Source organism: Leifsonia aquatica (assembly GCF_014190775.1).
GTDB lineage: Bacteria > Actinomycetota > Actinomycetes > Actinomycetales > Microbacteriaceae > Leifsonia > Leifsonia aquatica.
The window spans coordinates 1,592,181-1,611,851 of the sequence record NZ_JACHVP010000001.1; the positions used below are offsets into that span (position 1 = coordinate 1,592,181).

At 69.9% G+C, this 19,671-nt stretch carries 17 protein-coding genes; 3 read left to right on the forward strand and 14 right to left on the reverse strand.

Annotated features, from left to right (window positions below):
- Positions 1-54 precede the first annotated feature (54 nt).
- From FHX33_RS07620 to FHX33_RS07670, 11 genes are all read right to left on the reverse strand, one after another.
- A complete protein-coding gene (locus tag FHX33_RS07620; RefSeq protein ID WP_183428314.1) occupies positions 55-1,131 on the reverse strand; it encodes a UDP-N-acetylglucosamine--N-acetylmuramyl-(pentapeptide) pyrophosphoryl-undecaprenol N-acetylglucosamine transferase in 1,077 nt (358 codons plus the stop codon).
- Positions 1,128-2,402 (reverse strand): putative lipid II flippase FtsW, encoded by a 1,275-nt coding sequence (ftsW, locus tag FHX33_RS07625; RefSeq protein ID WP_021763093.1) that lies wholly within the window; start codon positions 2,400-2,402, stop codon positions 1,128-1,130. The genes FHX33_RS07620 and ftsW overlap by 4 nt, the downstream gene beginning before the upstream one ends.
- On the reverse strand, positions 2,368-3,912 hold the full coding sequence (murD, locus tag FHX33_RS07630) for a UDP-N-acetylmuramoyl-L-alanine--D-glutamate ligase (RefSeq protein WP_039922273.1): 1,545 nt from the start codon (positions 3,910-3,912) through the stop codon (positions 2,368-2,370). The genes ftsW and murD overlap by 35 nt, the downstream gene beginning before the upstream one ends.
- Positions 3,909-5,021, reverse strand: a complete 1,113-nt coding sequence (gene mraY / locus FHX33_RS07635) for a phospho-N-acetylmuramoyl-pentapeptide-transferase (RefSeq protein WP_039922270.1) — start codon at positions 5,019-5,021, stop codon at positions 3,909-3,911. The genes murD and mraY overlap by 4 nt, the downstream gene beginning before the upstream one ends.
- The gene (locus FHX33_RS07640; RefSeq protein ID WP_021763090.1) at positions 5,018-6,445 is read right to left on the reverse strand and encodes a UDP-N-acetylmuramoyl-tripeptide--D-alanyl-D-alanine ligase; all 1,428 of its coding nucleotides are present in this window, start codon (positions 6,443-6,445) and stop codon (positions 5,018-5,020) included. Before FHX33_RS07640 ends, mraY begins: the two co-directional genes overlap by 4 nt.
- Positions 6,445-7,989 (reverse strand): Mur ligase family protein, encoded by a 1,545-nt coding sequence (locus tag FHX33_RS07645; protein ID WP_039922278.1) that lies wholly within the window; start codon positions 7,987-7,989, stop codon positions 6,445-6,447. Before FHX33_RS07645 ends, FHX33_RS07640 begins: the two co-directional genes overlap by 1 nt.
- Before the next feature lie 11 nt (positions 7,990-8,000).
- Positions 8,001-9,749 (reverse strand): peptidoglycan D,D-transpeptidase FtsI family protein, encoded by a 1,749-nt coding sequence (locus FHX33_RS07650; protein WP_021763088.1) that lies wholly within the window; start codon positions 9,747-9,749, stop codon positions 8,001-8,003.
- A gap of 19 nt (positions 9,750-9,768) precedes the next feature.
- Entirely contained in the window at positions 9,769-10,407 is a 639-nt protein-coding gene (ftsL, locus tag FHX33_RS07655; protein WP_021763087.1) for a cell division protein FtsL, read from the reverse strand.
- The gene (gene rsmH, locus FHX33_RS07660; RefSeq protein WP_039922267.1) at positions 10,404-11,369 is read right to left on the reverse strand and encodes a 16S rRNA (cytosine(1402)-N(4))-methyltransferase RsmH; all 966 of its coding nucleotides are present in this window, start codon (positions 11,367-11,369) and stop codon (positions 10,404-10,406) included. The genes ftsL and rsmH overlap by 4 nt, the downstream gene beginning before the upstream one ends.
- A gap of 101 nt (positions 11,370-11,470) precedes the next feature.
- Positions 11,471-11,902 (reverse strand): division/cell wall cluster transcriptional repressor MraZ, encoded by a 432-nt coding sequence (mraZ, locus tag FHX33_RS07665; RefSeq protein WP_021763085.1) that lies wholly within the window; start codon positions 11,900-11,902, stop codon positions 11,471-11,473.
- 263 nt (positions 11,903-12,165) lie between these two features.
- Complete coding sequence (locus FHX33_RS07670) at positions 12,166-12,552, reverse strand: DUF3040 domain-containing protein (RefSeq protein WP_021763084.1); 387 nt, start codon at positions 12,550-12,552, stop codon at positions 12,166-12,168.
- A 77-nt stretch (positions 12,553-12,629) separates the two neighbouring features.
- Between FHX33_RS07670 and FHX33_RS07675 the strand changes: the two genes are divergently transcribed.
- Positions 12,630-13,748, forward strand: a complete 1,119-nt coding sequence (locus FHX33_RS07675; protein WP_021763083.1) for a polyprenyl synthetase family protein — start codon at positions 12,630-12,632, stop codon at positions 13,746-13,748.
- Between the two features lie 6 nt (positions 13,749-13,754).
- Here FHX33_RS07675 and FHX33_RS21525 read toward each other — a convergent pair whose 3' ends face one another.
- The gene (locus FHX33_RS21525) at positions 13,755-14,096 is read right to left on the reverse strand and encodes an Rv2175c family DNA-binding protein (protein ID WP_021763082.1); all 342 of its coding nucleotides are present in this window, start codon (positions 14,094-14,096) and stop codon (positions 13,755-13,757) included.
- Positions 14,097-14,245: 149 nt separating this feature from the next.
- On the opposite strand from FHX33_RS21525, the gene FHX33_RS07685 reads away from it, so the two are divergent.
- Positions 14,246-15,376, forward strand: coding sequence for a lytic transglycosylase (locus tag FHX33_RS07685; protein WP_246396880.1), 1,131 nt, complete (start codon positions 14,246-14,248; stop codon positions 15,374-15,376).
- A gap of 97 nt (positions 15,377-15,473) precedes the next feature.
- Positions 15,474-17,375, forward strand: coding sequence for a Stk1 family PASTA domain-containing Ser/Thr kinase (gene pknB / locus FHX33_RS07690; RefSeq protein WP_021764404.1), 1,902 nt, complete (start codon positions 15,474-15,476; stop codon positions 17,373-17,375).
- A gap of 82 nt (positions 17,376-17,457) precedes the next feature.
- Here pknB and FHX33_RS07695 read toward each other — a convergent pair whose 3' ends face one another.
- Entirely contained in the window at positions 17,458-18,843 is a 1,386-nt protein-coding gene (locus tag FHX33_RS07695) for a class II 3-deoxy-7-phosphoheptulonate synthase (RefSeq protein ID WP_218875064.1), read from the reverse strand.
- 108 nt (positions 18,844-18,951) lie between these two features.
- A complete protein-coding gene (locus FHX33_RS07700) occupies positions 18,952-19,641 on the reverse strand; it encodes a lysophospholipid acyltransferase family protein (RefSeq protein WP_021764402.1) in 690 nt (229 codons plus the stop codon).
- Positions 19,642-19,671 lie beyond the last annotated feature (30 nt).

Sequence of the window (19,671 nt, forward strand, 5' to 3'; positions counted from 1 at the left end):
CTTTCGGTTCACGAGGAGTAACTCCATCAGGGCTTCCTCCATCTTCTCACGGGGCTATGCGAGGCCGAGGGAGCGCCGGACAAGTGCCGCCATGCGGTCGGACCCGTCGCGGACCCCGGCACCGGCTGCCCTGGCGGACATCACGGCCACGCGTTCGCGGTCGTTCAGGAGGGGCAGGAGCTCGGCGTCGACCCACTCGGGAAGGAACGCGGCGTCGTCCACGAGGATTCCGCCGCCTGCGCCGACGACGCCCGCAGCGTTGTAGCGCTGCTCGCCGTTCCCGATCGGGAACGGCACGTAGACCGCCGGGATGCCCAGAGCAGCGAACTCGCTCACGGTCGCCGCCCCGGCGCGGGCCACGGCGAAGTCGGTGAGGGCGAACGCGAGGTCCATGCGGTCGCAGTAGTCCAGCAGCCGGTAGTGCTCGACTCCCGGGTCCGTCAGTTCGCCGCGGCCGCCCTGGATGTGGAGCACCTGCCAGCCCGCCGCCGTCAACTCGCGGGCGCGGGCGGCGATCGTGCCGTTCAGCCGGCGCGCCCCGAGCGAGCCGCCGGTGACGAGCAGCGTGGGGCGGTCGTCGGAGAGGCCGAACTCGGCGAGGGCGGCGGGACGCGACGCCGCGCGGTCCAGCTCCTCGATCTCGACGCGGAGCGGCATGCCGACGAACGTGGCGTGGGGCAGCCGGGTCCCCTCGAAGGCCACGCCCACCCAGGGGGTGTAGCGCGCGCCGAGGCGGTTGCCGAGTCCCGGACGGGCGTTGGCCTCGTGGATCACGAGCGGGACGCCCGCTTTGCGAGCGGCGGAGTAGGCCGGCGCGGCGGCATAGCCGCCGAAGCCGACGACGGCGTCGATGCCCCGCTCCCGGATCAGGTCGACGACCGTGCGGATGGTCCGCCGGTATGCGCCAGGGAAGCGCAGCGCCGCGGCGTTGGGACGCCGCGGGAAGGGCAGCTTCGGGATCGTGGCCAGCTCGTAGCCGCGCGCGGGCACCAGGCGCGCTTCTAGGCCCTCCTTGGTGCCGAGCACGAGGATCTCGGCCGTCGGGTCGTCACGGCGCAGGCGGTCGGCGACGGCCAGCAACGGGTTCACGTGGCCGGCGGTCCCCCCACCGGCCAGCAGGTACCGCGTCATGCGCGCGGACCGGCCGATCGGGCGGCGGACGGGGTCGTGTGCGATTCCTTGCTCGATTCGCGCGCGAACGAGAGGACGATTCCGATGGCGATCATGGAACTGATCATGGCAGTCCCTCCCGCAGAGATCAGTGGGAGCGGTACGCCGAGCACGGGTATCACCCCGAGCACGACGGCGATGTTGACGAACGCCTGACCGATCAGCCACACCATGATCGCGGCGGTCGTGACCCGCGCGAACGGGTCGGTCGACGCGTGGATGATGCGCAGGAAGACGATCGCGAGTAGGACGAAGAGCAGGAGCACGACGATCGCGCCGATGAGGCCGAGCTCCTCGCCGATGATCGCGAAGATGAAGTCGGTGTCGGCGGCGGGGAGCCACGACCACTTGGAGTGCGAGTTGCCGAGCCCCACACCGAACACGCCCCCGGATGCGAGGGCGTAGAAGCCGTTCTTGATCTGCCAGTCCACGTCGGGGTTCGCGGCGCTGCTGCCCCCGAAGAAGGCGGCGATGCGCCCGACGCGGCTGGCGCTGGAGAGCGCGACGGCGACCGCGATCGCCCCCATGCCGAGCGTGCCGATCACGAGATACCGCATCCGCACCCCGGCGTAGAACAGGGCGCCGAGGACGAGGGCCGCCATGATGACGGTCGTGCCGAGGTCGCCGCCGAGCAGCACGAGTGCGATCGCGCCTCCCGCGACCGGGACGACGGGCACCGCGACGTGCTTCCACTGGTCGAGGACGTCCCGCTTGCGCGCGAGCACCACCCCGAGCCAGACCACGAGGGCGACCTTGATCGCCTCCGACGGCTGACCCGTGAACGACCCGATCCGCAGCCAGTTGCGATTGCCGCCGATCTCGACCCCGAGCGGAGTGAGGAGCACCAGCACCTGGAGGAAGCACGCGGCGGCGAGCAGGAACCAGATCGACTTCTTCCAGAACCGTGCCGGCAACCGGGACACGAGGAACATCAGCGGCAGGCCGATCAGCGCGAAGGCGCCCTGCGACCAGAACCGCGAGAAGAAGTTGTCGCTGTCACTGTGGGACTCCACGGAGGACGACGAGAGCACCATCACGAGCCCGAAGAACACCATGAACAGCGTCACGCCGAGCAGCATGAAGTAGTTGGCCGATTCGGCAGTCACGTTCTTGCCGAGCGAGATGCGGGCGGTCAGACCGGCCAGGCGCGAGGCGGTCGCGGCCGACGCAGCCTCCCGCGCAGAGGGAGACGGCCGGTCAGTCCTCGTCGGGACGCGAGGCGGAGAAGTCATCCGCCTCACCTCCCAAGTACTCGTTGACGGCCGCCTGGAAGAGGCGTCCCCGTTCCGCATAGTCGGCGAACTGGTCCATGGACGCCGCAGCCGGCGCCAGCAGAACGGTGTCGCCCTCGCGGGCGAGACCGCCGGCCGAGCGGACAGCCGTCGGCATGACCCCTTCAGTTTCGTCGGCCTCGACCTCCACCACCGGAAGCGTCGGCGCGTGTCGCCGGAATGCCTCCCGCAGCGGCTCGCGGTCGACGCCGATCAGCACGGCGCCGCGCAGGCGGGACGCGTGGGTGCGGACGAGCTCGTCGATGTCGACGCCCTTCAGCAGGCCGCCGACCACCCAGACGACCGACGAGTACGCGCGCAGCGACGCGTCGGCGGCGTGCGGGTTCGTGGCCTTGGAGTCGTCGACCCAGCTCACGCCGGCCTCCACCCGCACCAACTCGATGCGGTGGGCGTCGAGGCGGAAGGCGGTCAGCACGTCGCGGATGGTCTGCGGCTCGACCCCGTAGGAACGGGCGAGCGCACTGGCGGCGAGGATGTTGGCGACCACGTGCGGGGCCGAGAGCCCGGCCTCCCGCAGCTCGTCCAGCGTGGTCAGCTCGAGCGCGGTGGTCATGCGGTCCTCGAGGAACGCACGGTCGCACAGGATGCCGTCGACGACGCCGAAGTCGCTCGGGCCGGGCACGTCGAGGCCGAAGCCGATGGCGCGCGCGCCGTCGACCACCTCCGCCTCCTCCACCATGAGGATGGTGTTGGCGTCGGCGCGGTTGTACACGCACGCCACCTGGGTGTTGTCGTAGACCTTCGCCTTCGCGGCGATGTACGCCTCCAGCGAGCCGTGCCAGTCGAGGTGGTCGTCCGCGATGTTCAGGCAGGCCGAGGAGTACGGGTACAGCTCGCCGCCCGCGTTGCGGTTGATCCAGTGCAGCTGGTAGCTGGAGAGCTCCACGACGAGCACGTCGAAGCCCTCGGGGTCGCGGATCGCGTCGAGCACGGGCACGCCGATGTTGCCGCAGGGGGCGACGCGGCTGCCGCCCGCGAGGAGCATCGTCGCGGTCAGCTGCACGGTCGTGGTCTTGCCGTTGGTGCCGGTGACGCAGATCCAGTCCGCGGGGGTGTTCCCGCTGCCGGGAGCGGCCACCTTGTCCCGGAGTCGCCACGCGAGCTCGATGTCGCCCCAGACCGGTGTCTCCCGCTCCTCGGCCCACACCAGCAGCGGGTGGTCCCAGTGGAATCCGGGCGAGACGACGACGAGCTCCGGGTCGAACTCGGTCAGGCGCGCGGGCGGCGACGACAGGTCGGCCTCCTCGAGCAGCTCGGCGCCGATGACCTCGAGCAGCATCGCGCGCTCGGAATCCGCCGAGGCCGTGACGACCAGGACCTCGGCCCCGAGCTCGGCCAGGGTGTCCGCGACCGAGAAGCCGGTGACGCCGAGGCCGTAGACCGCGACCCGCAGCCCGCGCCAGTCGGCGTGCCAGCTCGTGAGGGTCGAGAGCCGCTCCCCCGCACTCATGTGGCGAGCCATTCGAGGTAGAACGAGCCGACGCCGGCGGCGACGAGCAGTCCGCCGATGATCCAGAACCGCACGACGACCGTCACCTCCGCCCAGCCTTTGAGCTCGAAATGATGATGGATGGGGCTCATCAGGAAGATGCGCCTGCCGTGGGTGAGCTTGAAGTACGCCCGCTGGACGATCACCGAACCCGCCTCGATCACGAAGAGGCCGCCGATGAGCACGAGCAGGAGCTCGGTGTGGCTGAGGATGGCGAGGGCCGCCACCGCGCCGCCGAGCGCGAGCGAGCCGGTGTCGCCGAGGAAGATCTGGGCGGGCGACGTGTTCCACCAGAGGAAGCCGACCACGGCGCCGACGATCGCCGTCGCGACGATCGCGAGGTCGAACGGATCGCGCACCTCGTAGCACTTGGCCACGTTCTCCGGGTTCAGGTTGGAGTTGGCGCACGACTGGATGGACTGCCAGAAGCCGATGATGATGTAGGCGCCGATCGCGAGGATCGACGCGCCCGACGCGAGTCCGTCCAGACCGTCGGTGACGTTCACGCCGTTCGAGGTGGCCGCGACGATGAAGTTGATCCAGATCAGGTAGAGCCCGTAGCCCACCACGAGGCCGATCGCCCCGAACTGGGTGAGATGGCCGAAGTCGATCGGGAGGTCGCGGATGAACGAGACGCTCATCGACGCGGGGGTGTCGCCGTTGCCGTTGGGGAACGAGATCGCCAGTAACGCCCAGACGGTGGCGACGACGACCTGGCCGGCGACCTTCGCCCAACCCGTCAGGCCGAGACTCCGCTCACGGCGCGTCTTGAGGAAGTCGTCGATGAAGCCCACGACGCCCAGCCCCACCATCAGGAACAGCACGAGCAGCGCGGAGACGCTCGTCTCGTCGCCGGTGAGCAGGAGGGCCGTGAAGTAGCCGAAGAGCGTTCCCAGGATGACGATGATGCCGCCCATGGTGGCGGTCCCGCGCTTCGCGTGGTGGCTCTGCGGCCCGTCGTCGCGGATGAACTGCCCCCACTGCAGGCGGCGGAACAGGCGGATGAACAGCGGCGTCAGGAACAGCGAGAACGCCATCGACAGTGCACCGGAGGTCAGCAGGGCTCTCACGAGAAGAATTCTCCCAGTCGGTCGCCGAGGAAGCGCAGTCCCGCGGAGTTGGAGGACTTCACGAGCACGGTGTCCCCCTCGCGGAGGTCCCCCGCCAAGTGCTCGTACGCGGCGTCCTGGGTGTCGAAGTAGAGGGATTCGCCGTCCCACGAGCCCTCGTTGATGGCCGTGATGTGCATGCGGCGGGCCTCGGGGCCCACGACGACGAGCTGGCCGATCCCGAGCCGGACGGCGAGCAGGCCGATGCGATCGTGCTCCTCCCCGGAGAACTCGCCGAGCTCGCTCATCTCGCCCAGCACCGCGACGGTCCGGGAACCCGGCTCCGCGATCTGCGCGAGGGTCTTGAGCGCGGCGGACATGGAGTCCGGGCTCGCGTTGTACGCGTCGTTGATGACCGTGACGCCACGGGCACCGCCCATGACCTCCATCCGCCAGCGCTCGGCGCGCTGCACGGTCTGGAGGGCGGCGACGATCGCGTCGATGCCCACGTCGAGCGTGTGCGCCGCGGCCGCGGCCGCCAGCGCGTTCATCACGTGGTGCTCGCCGAGCACCTGGAACCGCACCTCACGGGAGGCGCCGTCCGGCAGGTGCAGGGTGAACGAGGTGCCGCGGGCGCTGGAGACGACGTCGGTCGCGCGCACGTCGGCGCGGCTGTCGAGGCCGAACCACAGCACCCGGGCGGCCGTCTTGTCCGCCATCGAGGCGACGCGCGGGTCGTCCAGGTTCAGGATGGCGACGTCGGACTCGAGGAGGTCGCTGACCATCTCGGTCTTCGCCGCCAGCGTCTGCTCGATCCCGCCGAACTCGCCCGCGTGGGCGAGGCCGACCTTCAGGACGATCCCGATGTCCGGGCGGGCCATGCGCACGAGGCGCGCGATCTCGCCCACGCCGCTCGCGCCCATCTCGGCGACGAGGTACCGGGTCTCCTCCGTGACCTCCAGCATCGTGACGGGAGCGCCCACCTCGTTGTTGAAGGAAGCGCGCGGTGCGATGGTCGGGCCGACCTGCTCCAGGATCTCGCGCAGGAGGTTCTTGGTCGTCGTCTTGCCGTTGGAGCCGGTGACACCGACGATCTTCAGCCGGCCGAGGGCGCGCACACGGGCGATCACCTCGGTCGCGAGGTCGCCGAGGGCGACGACGGTGTCCTCCACGAGCAGCTGCGGCACCGGGAGGTCGAGCGCGTGGTCGACGACGAGGAGTGCGGCTCCCGCCTCGGCCGCCTGCGGCGCGAAGAGGTGCCCGTCGGTGAACTCGCCGGGCTTGGCGAAGAAGAGGGTGCCGGGCACGACCTCCCGCGAATCGGTCGTCGACAGACCGGAGACGACCGTCTCGGGCGTCGCCGGTGCGCCGTCGATCAGGGCGCCGTCGAGCAGCAGGGTGCCGCGGGTCGCCGCGGCGACCTCGGCGAGGGTGAGGGCGATCATCAGAGCCACCCGGCCTCTCGGAGGGCGAGCCGGGCGTCGTCGCGCGCCGAGTACGGCAGGCGCTGTCCCGCGACCTCCTGGTAGTCCTCGTGGCCCGGTCCGGCGTACAGCACGACGTCGCCCTCTCCCGCGAGCGAGAGCGCCTTGCGGAAGGCGGCGCGCGGGTCGGGCACCTCGTAGAGCTCGCCGTCCGGGACAGCGGCGCGGGCCCCCGCGAGCAGCGCCTCGCGGATCGCAGCCGGGTCCTCCCAGCGCGGGTGGAAGTCCGTGATGACCACCGCGTCGGCGCCGCGGGCGGCGATCGCGCCCATGTCGGCGCGCTTGGTCGTGTCGCGGTCGCCGTCGGCGCCGAAGACCATGACGACGCGTCCCGACGTCACGCGGCGGAGCGCCGTCAGGGTCGAGAGGAACGCGTCGGGCGTGTGGCCGTAGTCGATGAAGACGACCGGGCCGCGGTCTCCGGACAGCCGCTCGGTGCGTCCGGGAACGTAGGCGTCGATCCCGCCGTCGCGGTCGAGCGCGGCGCCGATCGCGTCGAGGTCGTAGCCGGACTCGACGAGCATCACGATGGCGAGGGCCGCGTTCGCGGCGTTGTAGGCGCCGATCAGCGGCACCGAGGACTCCAGACGGCGGCCGTCCGGTCCTTCGAGCGCGAACGACGTGTCCGAGAGGGTCTCGTCGAGGATCGTCAGGGTCCAGTCGGCCTCGGTGCCGGGCGAGCTGGACAGCGTCGTGACGGGGATGCGCGACTGCTGGACGAGTGAGCGGCCCCAGTCGGAGTCCACTGTGACGACCCCGCGGCGGGCGCGGTCCGGCTGGAACAGCTCGAGCTTCGCCTCGAAGTAGTCGTCCATCGCCGTGTAGTCGTCGAGGTGGTCGTGGCTGAGGTTGGTGAACCCGACCACGTCGAACTCGATGCCGTCGACGCGGTGGCGGCTGAGGGCCTGGGCCGAGACCTCGAGGGCGACGGCGCGGACGCCCTCCTCGCGCATCCGGGCGAGGAGCGCGTGAAGCTCGCTGGCCTCCGGAGTGGTCAGCTTGCTGGTGATCGCCTGCTCGCCGATGCGGCGCTCGGCGGTCGAGCTGAGCCCGGCGACGACGCCGAGCTGCCCGAGGATCGCGTAGAGCAGGTAGACCACGCTGGTCTTGCCGTTGGTGCCGGTGACGCCGAAGAGCGTCGCCTGGTTCTCGTCGGTGCGGTAGATCCACGCGGCGACGGCCCCGAGGGCGGCGCGCGGGTCCTGGGTGACGATCACCGGGAGTCCAGAGGCGGCGGCGAGGTCGGCGCCGGCCTCGTCCGTGAGCACCGCGACGGCTCCGGCCTCCGCAGCGGCCGCCGCGTAGCTCGCACCGTGCGCGTTCTTGCCGGGCACGCCGACGTAGAGGTCGCCGGGCTCGACGGCGGAGCTCGCGAGTGCTGCACCGGTCACCTCGACGGCGTCGAGGTCGCCTCGGCAGTCCAACCCGAACTCCGCTACCAACTGGGCGAGCGGACGGGCGACGGGATGCTCGGGGCGCAGGGAGGAGGGCGCCGGTCCTGTCACGGGGCTCACTTTCAGTAGTACGGAGGGTAGTCGGCCGGGCTGGTCGTCGACGGCTTCACCCGGTAGGTCTTCAGCACCTGGCTCATGATCGTGTGGAACAGCGGAGCGGCGGCTGCCGACGAAGTAATGGTAGTCGGGTATCCGAGGTTGACCGAAACGACGTACTGGGGGTCGTCGACCGGGGCGACGCCCATCACCGAGACGTAGTACGAGGGCAGGTACCCGCCCTTGCCGTCCGGCTGCTGGGCCGTTCCGGTCTTGGCGGCGACGCGGTAGCCGGGGATCTGGAGCTGCTTCGCGAGCTCGCCTTTGGTGACGACCGACTCCATCATCCCGAGGGTTGTGCTGGCGGCCTCCGGCGAGACGACCTGGGTCGCCTTGGCCGACGGGACCTGCGTGACCTTGCCGTCGGCGTCGGTGCAGCTCTCGACCAGGGAGAGCGGGATGCGCGCGCCGCCGTTGGCGAGCGCCTGGTAGGCGTCCACCATCTGCAGCTGGGTCGCCGAGACGCCCTGGCCGAACATCGTCGCGTACTTGGTCTGGTCGTCCCAGCTGTCGACGGGGTTCAGGATGCCGTCGGACTCCCCCGGGTACGGCAGCCCCGTGCTGTCGCCGATACCGAACTTCTTGAGGTAGTCGTAGCGCGTCTGGTCGCTGAGCGCCCGGCCGAGCTGGGACATCCCGGTGTTCGACGACATCATCAGCACGCCGGTCAGCGTCAGCCGCAGCGGGTCGTGGTAGCCGGAGTCGTGCAGGTCGGCGCCGTTGCCCGACTTCCATTCGTAGGGGGCGAGGACCTGCGAGGTCGGGCTCGCCTTGCCCTGGTCGATCAGCATGGCGGCCGTGAGTGCTTTGAACGTCGAGCCGGGCTCGTACGGGTCGGTGAGCGGCAGCAGGTTCCAGTACTTGGGATCGGTCGCGTCGAGGTTGTTGGGATCGGCGGAGGGCCACTGGGCCACGGCTTTGACCTTGCCCGTCTTGGCCTCCACGACCGTCACGAACCCGAACTGCGAACCGGTCGCCTGGACCTGCTGGGCCAGCGTCTGCGTGGCGAACCACTCGAGATCGCTGTCGAGCGTGAGCTTGACGGTTCCGCCGTCCTTGGCCTGCTTCTGGACGACCGTGCTGCCCGGAATGGCCACGCCGTCGGCGCCCTGCTGGTAGGTCTCCGTTCCGTTCTGGCCGGCGAGGCAGCCGTTCTCGCTCTCCTCGAGGCCGCCGTTGCCCGAGTCGGACATGTAGCCGAGCAGGTTGCCGGCGACCGCGCCGTTCGGGTAGCTGCGGGTCTGAACCTTGGAGAACGTGAGCCACGGGTACGGCAGCGCATTCAGCTTGTCGAACGTGCCGACGTCCATCCCGGACTTGATGAGCACGTACTTCGACTTGGGGTTCTGCGCGAGGGCGTCGTCGAAGAGCTTCGCGACGGCGTCCGCGCCCTGCCCGGTGATCGCGCCGATCTTCGCCGCGGCCTCGAGCATCTTCTTGTGGCCGTCGGTCCCGGCGACCGCGTCGGACGGCGACGCCTGGGCCGTGTACTTGTAGATGGTCGTGGCGAGCACGGTGCCCTTGTCGTCGACGACGTCGCCGCGATTGCCGTAGAGCGTGTTCGACTGCTCCTTGGCATCCACCGACTGCGCCTGCAGGGCGTCGGCGCGGACGACCTGGATGTCGACGAGCTTCGCACCGAGGATGCCGACGGTGACGGCGACGGCCGCCACGGTCACCGCGGTCCGCCGCCGCAACATCTTCTTGCTGGTCATGCGTGCGTCCGTCCCGTCGTCAGTGCGTCACCGGCGTGGGCAACGCTCCTTGCAACGGTACGGTCGGCGTCGTGGTCGGCGGGGTAGCGGCACCCGTGCTTGCGGAATTCCCAGCTTGGGTCGCGGGCGGGGTGGCGGCCTGCTGTGCGTTCGCGAGGCCGACGCCCGCCAGGAGCGAGTTCGGCACGAGGTTGCCCTGTCCGCCGGTGACCGTGCCTGCTGCGCCGGTCGCCGCGATGGGCGCGCCGAGCACGGCGCCGTCCGAGAGGCGCAGGTAGGCGGGGTTGCTGTTGCTGACCATGCCGAGGGAGTTCGCGTTCGCCGCGAGGTTCTGCGGCGACGACACGCGGGTGAGGTCCTCCGAGGCCGCCTGCAGCGAACGCTGGAGGCTGGTCTGCTTCGTCTGGAGGGTGTTCAGCGTGTACGCGCCCTGCGAGATCGCGATGCTCAGCAGCAGCTGGGCCACGACGATGACCAGCAGCGAACCGACCGCCACCACGGCGTAGAGCGCGCGGGGGCGTGCCCGCCGCTGGGACCGGGAAGGGACGACCTCGAGGTGACCGCGCCGCTCCTGCTCGGCCGGGGCCGGGAGGATCCCGCCGGTCCATCCGGCGGCGGGACGGCGCCGGGCGGTCGATTCGGCCAGATTCGTGCTCACGAGGCCCTCCTCACGCGTTCGGCCGCCCGCAGGCGGACCGGGGTGGCACGCGGGTTCGCGGCCTTCTCGTCGTCGTTCGCGAGCTCGGCGCCGCGGATCAGCAGCTTCAGCTCGGGTCGGTGCTCCGGCAGCTCCACCGGGAGTCCCGGAGGAGCGCTGGAGACGGAGCGCGCCTGCAGCTCCCGCTTCACGATGCGGTCCTCGAGGGACTGGTACGCCTCGACGACGATGCGGCCGCCGACGCGCAGCGCGTCGATCGCGGCGGGGATGGCGTGCTGCAGCACCGCCAGCTCCTGGTTGACCTCGATCCGCAACGCCTGGAAGACGCGCTTGGCGGGGTGCCCCTGGCGCTGCACCGCGACGGGCGTGGCCTTCGTGATCACATCGACCAGCTGACCGGAGCGGGTCAGCGGCTCCTGCTCGCGCGCCGCCACGATCTTCTGGGCGTAGCGCGCGGCGAGCTTCTCCTCGCCGTACTCGCGGAAGATGCGGCGCAGGTCGGCCTCGGAGTACTCGCGGAGGATGACCTCCGCGGTGAGGTCGCTCGTGCCGTCCATGCGCATGTCGAGCGGGGCGTCCTTGGAGTACGAGAATCCGCGCTCGACCCGGTCGAGCTGCAGGGAGGAGACGCCGAGGTCGAAGAGGATGCCGTCCGCCTCGGCGAAGCCGAGTCCATCGAGGGCTTCGCGGATGCCGTCGTAGACGGTGTGCACGAGGTGGACGCGATCACCGAACCGGGCGAGGCGCTCCCCCGCGATGGCGAGGGCCTCGGGGTCGCGGTCGAGGCCGACCAGGACCGCCTCGGGGAATCGCTCCAGCACGCCCGCGGAGTGACCCCCCATGCCGAGAGTGGCATCGACGAAGATCGCGCCGGGACGCTCGAGCGCGGGGCCGAGCAGCTCGATGCACCGCTCCAGGAGGACCGGGGTGTGGATGTCGTTGTGATTCGTCGGTTCGCTCATCGTGAAGAGGGCCCGTGCCCCTGATTCCGGATCCCCATCCATTCCGACCTGACACCGGGGAAGTGCGTCAGGGCGTATGGCTGGGAGTCCGGTGTCAGGCGCTAGAACAGCCCCGGGATCACCTCCTCGTCGGTCTCTGCGAATGTGGACTCCTGCTCCGCCAGGTAGGTCTCCCATGCCTGGGCGTCCCAGATCTCGGCACGACTGCCCGCGCCGATCACGACGAGGTCGCGGTCGAGTCCCGCGTACGAACGCAGCGTCTGCGGGATGGTCACCCGGTTCTGCTTGTCCGGAACCTCCGCACTCGCTCCGGAGAGGAACACGCGGAGGTAGTCGCGGGCCTGCTTGCTCGTCACCGGCGCCTGGCGGATCTTCTCGTGCAGCGCCTCGAACTCGCGCTGGCTGAAGACGTACACGCAGTGCTCCTGGCCGCGGGTCAGGACGAGGCCGGACGCGAGCTCGTCGCGGAACTTGGCGGGGAGGATGATGCGCCCCTTCTCGTCGAGTTTGGGGGCGTGAGTACCGAGGAACATCGGACGCCTCCCCACTCTTCCGGCCCAAGGTTGTGGTGCAGCTCCACTTTACTCCACTTTCATCCACAAAATCACGCATTCGAGGAATATCGGCCCGAACGGGGGTGTTTCAGCCGCGGAAAATCAGGGAATTCTGCGGTGGAGGAAAGTGGAGCAATCTTATGCTCCCGGGGAGGAAAAAGGGCATGAAAAAAGGCCGATCCGTAAGGATCGGCCTGGCGCTTCCTACGAAGGGAGCGAGGTGGTGCGAAGTGGAGGGAGGGTTAGCCCTGCCCGTCCTGCCGCTTGTCCCAGCGGTCATTGAGCTTGTCCATGAAGCCGGCCTGGCTTCCGCCACGGCCCGCCTTGGCCTTGCTCGGCGTGGTGGGCGCATCGGGGTCGACCGCGACGCGCTTGCCCGGCGCGATGGCCAGAAGCACTCCGCCGAACATGACGACGAAGCCGAGGATGCCGACGAGCGGCTGCTGGACGAAGACGCCGGTGATCAGAACGCCGACGCCGACCACGGCGATCAGAATGCCGAGGACGATCGAGCGGTACGCGGGGCGGACCCGCTTGCCACCCACCTTCGCCACGAAATCGGCGTCGTTCTGATAGAGGCTGCGCTCCATCTCTTCGAGGAGGCGCTGCTCGTGCTCCGAAAGCGGCATCCGTTTCCCCCTCTTTCTCGTGGGTTCAAGCCTTGTGTGGCTGATTGTAGCCGTGCGTCTCTGACTAGGCTAGGCATGTGTCTGAAAGCATCCGATTCGTCGACCTTATCCAGTCCAGAATCGATGGATTCTTCGATGTGCGTGCATCTATTCTCGTCTCCATCGCGGACGAGCTCTCCCCGATCGCGGGTTTCTCAAGGGATTTTCTCAGCGGCGGCAAACGGTTCCGCGCCCTCTTCTGCTTCTGGGGCTGGCAGGCGGTGCGCACGGCGGGCGATGATGCGGCCGACACGCCCGTCACGACCGGCGGCCCGCTCGACGCGGTGGTCTCGGTGGCGAGCGCTCTCGAGCTGTTCCACGCGGCCGCCCTGGTGCACGACGACCTGATCGACAACTCCGACACGCGGCGCGGCGCACCCTCCGCCCACCGGCGGTTCCAGAGCCTCCACGACGAGGAGGGCTGGAAGGGATCGGGCGGGACCTTCGGCCACGGTGCGGCGACACTGCTCGGCGACCTCCTCCTCATCCTCAGCGATGAGCTCTTCGACGAGGGACTCACGCAGGCGGTCAGCCCGTCCGCACGCCGGGCGGCGCGCGCCGAGTTCAACCGCATGCGGATCGACGTCACCGCCGGCCAGTACCTCGACATCTTCGAGGAGATCGGCTGGGCCGGCCGCCCGGACGCCGACCAGCTCGCCCGCGCGGAGCGCGTGATCGTCTACAAGTCGGCCAAGTACAGCATCGAGTCCCCGCTCTTGATCGGAGCGAGTCTCGCCGGCGCCACCGTCGGCCAGCTGGACGCGCTGCGCGGCTTCGGACTGCCGCTCGGGATCGCGTACCAGCTGCGCGACGATCTGCTCGGCGTCTTCGGCGACGCCGACGTCACCGGCAAGCCCAGCGGGGACGACCTGCGCGAGGGCAAGCGGACGGTGCTCATCGCACTCACCCGGGAGGCCCTCCCGTCGGGTGCGCGCGCAACCCTCGACGAGCTGCTCGGCGACCCGGACCTCACCGCGCAGCAGATCGCGATGCTCCAGTCGACGATCCGCGAGTCCGGGGCGGTCGACACCGTCGAGAAGATGATCGCCGACAACGTGCGGCGCGCGATCGAGGCGCTCGAGGCGGCCCCCATCGGCGAGCAGGCGAAGGCGAACCTCCGCGACCTCGCCGTGACGGTCACCCGCCGCGCCTCCTGACGGGTCTCAGGCGAGCGCCTGGGCCACCCGTCGCACTTCGGCCTTGCGGTCGCTGCGAAGCGCCTCGATCGGCGAGGTGCCGAGCGACTCCTCCTCGTCGATCATCCAGTCGACCGCCTCGTCGTCGTCGAAGCCAGCGTCGGAGAGGACGACCAGCGTCCCCCGCAGCTCCGGCAGCGGCTCGCCGTCGCGCAGGAACAGCGCCGGCACCTTGATGACGCCGTCGATCCGCTTCGCGGCGAGATGGCGGTCCTCGATCAGCCGGCGGACCCGGCTGACGCCGATGCCCAGCTGGTCGACGAGGTCGGGGATGGTGAGCCACTCGGTGGCCTGGACGCGCTCATTCACGTCATCAAGGGTGCCACGTCCGGAGCGCACTCGCGTGCCGTGCCGATTGTTACGATCAGGTAAACTGCTGTCACACCTGTCACTTTGGTTGACTCCCTCTTCATTCTGTGTCAGCGTAAGTCCGGCGTGTCACTCGAAAGGGGGGTCCCATGTCCGTACGAGACGACGAAGCCGCCGCGGAGCCGATGGCCCTGCAGGAGCGCGGCCGGCACTGGACGCGTTCCGTGTTCGGCACCGTCCCCATCGCGGTCGCGGGGTCGATCGCCGTGGCGCTCAACCTGGTGACGCCGGCACAGGCGGTCCAGCCGCAGACGGCGGAGCAGCCGCGCGAGAAGACCCCGACCACCGGATCGACGCGGGTCGTCACCGATACGACCGCACGCACCACGACGTCCGCACCACTGACGTCCGTGGCGGGCGCCCCGACCAGTTACACGGTCGCCTCGGGCGACACGGTCAGCGGGATCGCCTCCCGGTTCGGCGTCTCGACGGCGAGCATCCTCGCGCTCAACGGACTGAGCTGGAAGAGCCTCATCTTCCCGGGCCAGGTCCTCGCTCTCGGTGGAGCGGCCGCGCCCACACCGGCACCCGCGGCGCCCGCCGCTCCGGCCGTGACCAAGTACTCCGTTGTCTCCGGCGACACGATCAGCCGCATCGCCGGACGCTTCGGCGTGTCGACCGCGTCGGTGCTGAGCGTCAACGGGCTCAGCAGCTCCAGCCTCATCTTCCCCGGCCAGCAGATCACCATCCCGGGCATGACGACGGCGGCCACGGTCACCCCGGTCGCCGCGCCGGCGCCCGCGCCCGCACCTGCTCCCGCACCGGTCGCTCCGCCCGCGCCGCTCCCCCACGCGAACGCGGGCGAGGTCGTCGCCCTCACCGATGAGATGCACGCCAACGCCGCGCTCATCGTGCGCATCGGACGCCAGGAAGGCGTCAGCGACCAGGGCATCGTCATCGCCCTGGCCGCCGCGGCGCAGGAGTCCGGCCTCCGCAACGTCCAGTACGGCGACCGCGACTCCCTCGGCCTGTTCCAGCAGCGCCCGAGCACCGGCTGGGGCACGGCCGCCCAGGTGCTCGACCCGGAGCGTGCCACCCGCGCGTTCTACGGCGGCGCCGGCAACCCCAACCCCGGGCGCACCCGCGGCCTCCTCGACATCCCGGGGTGGACCTCCATGAGCGTCACCCAGGCGGCACAGGCCGTGCAGATCTCCGCGTTCCCCGACGCCTACGCCAAGTGGGAGACCTCGGCGCGCGCGTGGCTCGCGCAGCTCGGCTGACCCGCGTGGGCCGCAGAAGGTCACAGCCGGATCACAGCCCGCGCCGTCACCGGTGTTTTGCAGGGTTCACGCACCCGGCGTTCCCTAGACTCGTGTCGTGACCACGAGCCAGACCGACCCCTTGATCGGCCGTCTCATCGACGGCCGGTATCAGGTGCGCTCGCGGATCGCCCGGGGCGGCATGGCGACGGTCTACCTCGCAACCGACCTCCGCCTCGAACGGCGCGTCGCCATCAAGGTCATGCACGGCCATCTCGCCGACGACAGCACGTTCAAGAGCCGGTTCGTCCAGGAGGCCCGCTCGGCCGCGCGGCTCGCCCACCCCAACGTGGTGAACGTCTTCGACCAGGGCCAGGACTCCGACATGGCGTACCTGGTCATGGAGTACCTCCCGGGCATCACGCTGCGCGACCTCCTCAAGGACTACGGCAAGCTCACCCCCGAGCAGACGGTCGACATCATGGAGGCGGTGCTCAGCGGTCTCGCGGCCGCCCACAAGGCCGGCATCGTGCACCGCGACCTCAAGCCCGAGAACGTGCTGCTCGCCGACGACGGCCGCATCAAGATCGGCGACTTCGGACTCGCGCGGGCCGCAAGCGCGAACACCGCCACCGGCCAGGCGCTGCTCGGCACCATCGCGTACCTGTCCCCCGAGCTCGTGACGCGCGGCGTCGCCGACGCCCGCAGCGACATCTACGCGCTCGGCATCATGATGTTCGAGATGCTGACCGGCGAGCAGCCCTTCAAGGGCGAGCAGCCGATGCAGATCGCCTACCAGCACGCGAACGACTCCGTCCCGGCTCCGAGCAGCAAGAACCCCGCGGTTCCCGCCGAGCTCGACGAGCTGGTCCTGTGGGCGACCGAGAAGGACCCGGAGCGCCGGCCCAAGGACGCCCGCGAGATGCTCGACCGGCTGTTCGAGGCCGAGAAGTCGATCCGCGGCGAGGCCGTGCTGCAGCCGACCATGGTCCTCCCGCCGGCGTACAGCGCCGACGAGGGCGACACGCAGATCATCAACCCCGCCATCCGCCAGCAGGTCGCGGCCAACACCCCGAGCTCTGCGGACGCTCTCGCCGAGTCGGCCAAGCGGCGCCGGGGCAAGGGCTGGTGGCTGTTCGCGCTCATCATCCTGCTCGCGGGAGTGGCGGGAGGCACGGGCTGGTACTTCGGCTCGGGTCCCGGATCCCTCGTGCAGGTGCCGAAGCTCGTGAACGTCGCGCCGGATGCCGCCGCCGCGCAGCTCAAGGATCTGGGCTTCCAGACCAAGGAAGCGCCCGAGTACAGCACGACGGTTCAGAAGGGCCTGGTGTCCAGCACCGACCCGGGCGAGGGAGCGTCCGCCGCCCGCGGCAGCCTCGTGACCGTCCGCATCTCACAGGGACCGGCACCCATCGCGCTCGGCGCCCTGGCCGGCACGACCCTGGATCAAGCGAAGGCCGAGATCCAGGGCAAGAAGGCGCACGTCGGTACCGTCACACAGCAATTCGACGCGAAGATCCCCTCCGGAACCGTCATCTCGGCGTCCGGCGCGCTGGACGGCCGCGACCTCTCGCAGGGCGGCGAGTACTTCGAGGCGGCCACGGTCGACCTGGTCGAGTCGGTCGGCCCCATCCCGGACGTCGCGGGCAAGTCGGTCGATGATGCGACCGCCATCCTCGCGAAGGCGAACCTCAAGGTCGGTGCCGGGCCCGAGAGCTACAGCGACACCGTCGAGAAGGGCGACGTCATCACGGCCCACCCGCAGAGCGACGTCGTCAAGCCGGGCGACACGCTCCTGCTCGAGACGTCCAAGGGGCCGGAGCCCGTCCCGGTTCCCGATGTCGTCGGCAAGACGTGGGACGTCGCCAAGAAGGCCCTGCAGGACGCCGGCTTCCAGCTCAAGTACAGTCCGATCGCCGACGTGGCGCCGCCCGCGTTCGTCGTGTCGAAGATCTCCCCGGCCGCAGGCGAGCAGGTCCCCAAGGGGTCGACGATCACCGTCAACTTCGCCGGTTTCTGAGCCCGCTCGGGATCACTCACCGCGTATACGAAGAGCCCCCGACATCCGAGGACGGCGGGGGCTCTCGCGTACGCGCTGGCGATCAGACGTTCGCGAGCTCCTCGGCCACGAGGAAGGCCAGCTCCAGCGACTGCATGTGGTTGAGTCGCGGGTCGCAGAGCGACTCGTAGCGCGTCGCCAGGGTCTCCTCGTCGATGTGCTCGGAGCCGCCCAGGCACTCGGTCACGTCATCGCCCGTGAGCTCGACATGGATGCCGCCCGGGTTCGTCCCCACGGCCCGGTGGGCCTCGAAGAAGCCCTTGACCTCGTCGACCACGTCGTCGAAACGACGCGTCTTGTAGCCGTTCGGCGTGGTCAGGCCGTTGCCGTGCATCGGGTCGGTGACCCACAGCGGCAGCGCGTCGGCGCCCTTGATGGCCTCCAGCAGCGGCGGGAGGGCGTCACGGATCTTGCCGGCTCCCATCCGCGTGATGAAGGTCAGTCGGCCGGGCTCGCGCTCCGGGTCGAGCTTGTCGATCAGGCGCAGCATCGTGTCCGGCGTGGTCGTCGGGCCGAGCTTGACGCCGATCGGGTTGCGGACCCGCGAGAGGAAGTCGACGTGTGCGCCGTCGAGGTCGCGCGTGCGCTCCCCGATCCAGACGAAGTGCGCCGACGTGTTGTACGGCGTCCCCGTGCGGGAGTCGATCCGCGTCATCGGCCGCTCGTAGTCCATCAGCAGCGCCTCGTGGCTGGCGTAGAACTCCACGCCCTTGAGCGCGTCGAAGTCGGCTCCCGCCGCCTCCATGAACTTGATCGCCTTATCGATGTCGCGGGCGAGGCCCTCGTAGCGCTGATTGGCCGGATTGGCGGCGAAGCCGCGGTTCCAGCTGTGCACCTCGCGCAGGTCGGCGAAGCCACCCTGGGTGAAGGCGCGGATGAGGTTCAGCGTCGAGGCGGCCGTGTGGTAGCCCTGGACGAGGCGTCGCGGGTCGGCCTGGCGCGACTCCGGGGTGAAGTCGTAGCCGTTCACGATGTCACCGCGGTACGCGGGCAGGGTGACGTCGCCGCGGGTCTCGGTGTCGCTCGAGCGCGGCTTGGCGAACTGGCCCGCCATCCGCCCCATCTTGATGACCGGCACGGAGGCGCCGTAGGTCAGCACGACCGCCATCTGCAGGACGGTCTTCACGCGGTTGCGGATCTGGTCGGCGGTCGCCCCGGCGAAGGTCTCGGCGCAGTCGCCGCCCTGCAGCAGGAACGCCTTGCCCTCGGCCGCGCGCGCGAGACGCGTGCGCAGCTGGTCGACCTCGCCCGCGAAGACGAGCGGCGGGAGGGTCGCGATCTCGGCGGACGCGGCGGCCGCGGCCTCGGTGTCCGGCCAGGTCGGCTGCTGCTTGATCTCGAGGGTGCGCCAATAGTCCAGGCCCTCGATCACGGACTCGTCTGGTCGCACGACGGGATCTGTGGTCTGTAGCACTGGTCTTCCGCTCATTCGGGGGCGCGCCTGCACTCGGCAGCGCCGGTGGGTTTGGTGGATACCGAGCCTACCGTGCTGCGCCCGTCCCCCGTGACAGATGACGACGGGGCCGAGCGGGAGGCGTCAGCGCGCGAGGGCCGCCCGCTTCTCCTTGACCGTGCTGGCGTAGACGTCCATGTACTCCTGAGCACCCAGGGCATGCAGCTCGTACATGATCTCGTCGGTCACCGAGCGGAGGATGAAGCGGTCGCCCTCCATGCCGTCGAAGCGCGAGAAGTCGATCGGCTCGCCGATCACGATGCCGATGCGGCCGATCTTGGGCAGCCGCTTGCCGATCGGCATGATCTCGGCGGTGTCGACCATCGCGACGGGCACCACCGGCACGCCGGCCTCGAGGATCATCCGGGCGACGCCGGTGCGGCCGCGGTACAGCTTGCCGTCGGGGCTGCGTGTGCCCTCGGGGTAGATCCCGAGGATCTCGCCCCGGGCCAGGACGCGCAGGCCGGTGTTGAGCGACGCCTCCGACGCCTTGCCCCCCGACCGGTCGATCGGCAGCTGGCCGGTCGCCTTCATGAAGGTCTTGGTCGCCCAGCCCTTGAGGCCTTTGCGGGTGAAGTAGTCGCTCTTGGCGAGGAAGGAGACGTGCCGGTCGACGATGAGCGGCAGGAAGATGGAGTCGATGAACGAGAGGTGGTTGCTGGCGAGGATGACGGCCCCCTCGGCGGGCACGTTCTCGACGCCGACCACCCAGGGGCGGAAGATCCCGCGCAGGATGGGGCCCACGACGACGTATTTCATCAGCCAGTAGAACATCGCTCTGGAGCCTACCCCTCCCTGAGCGCC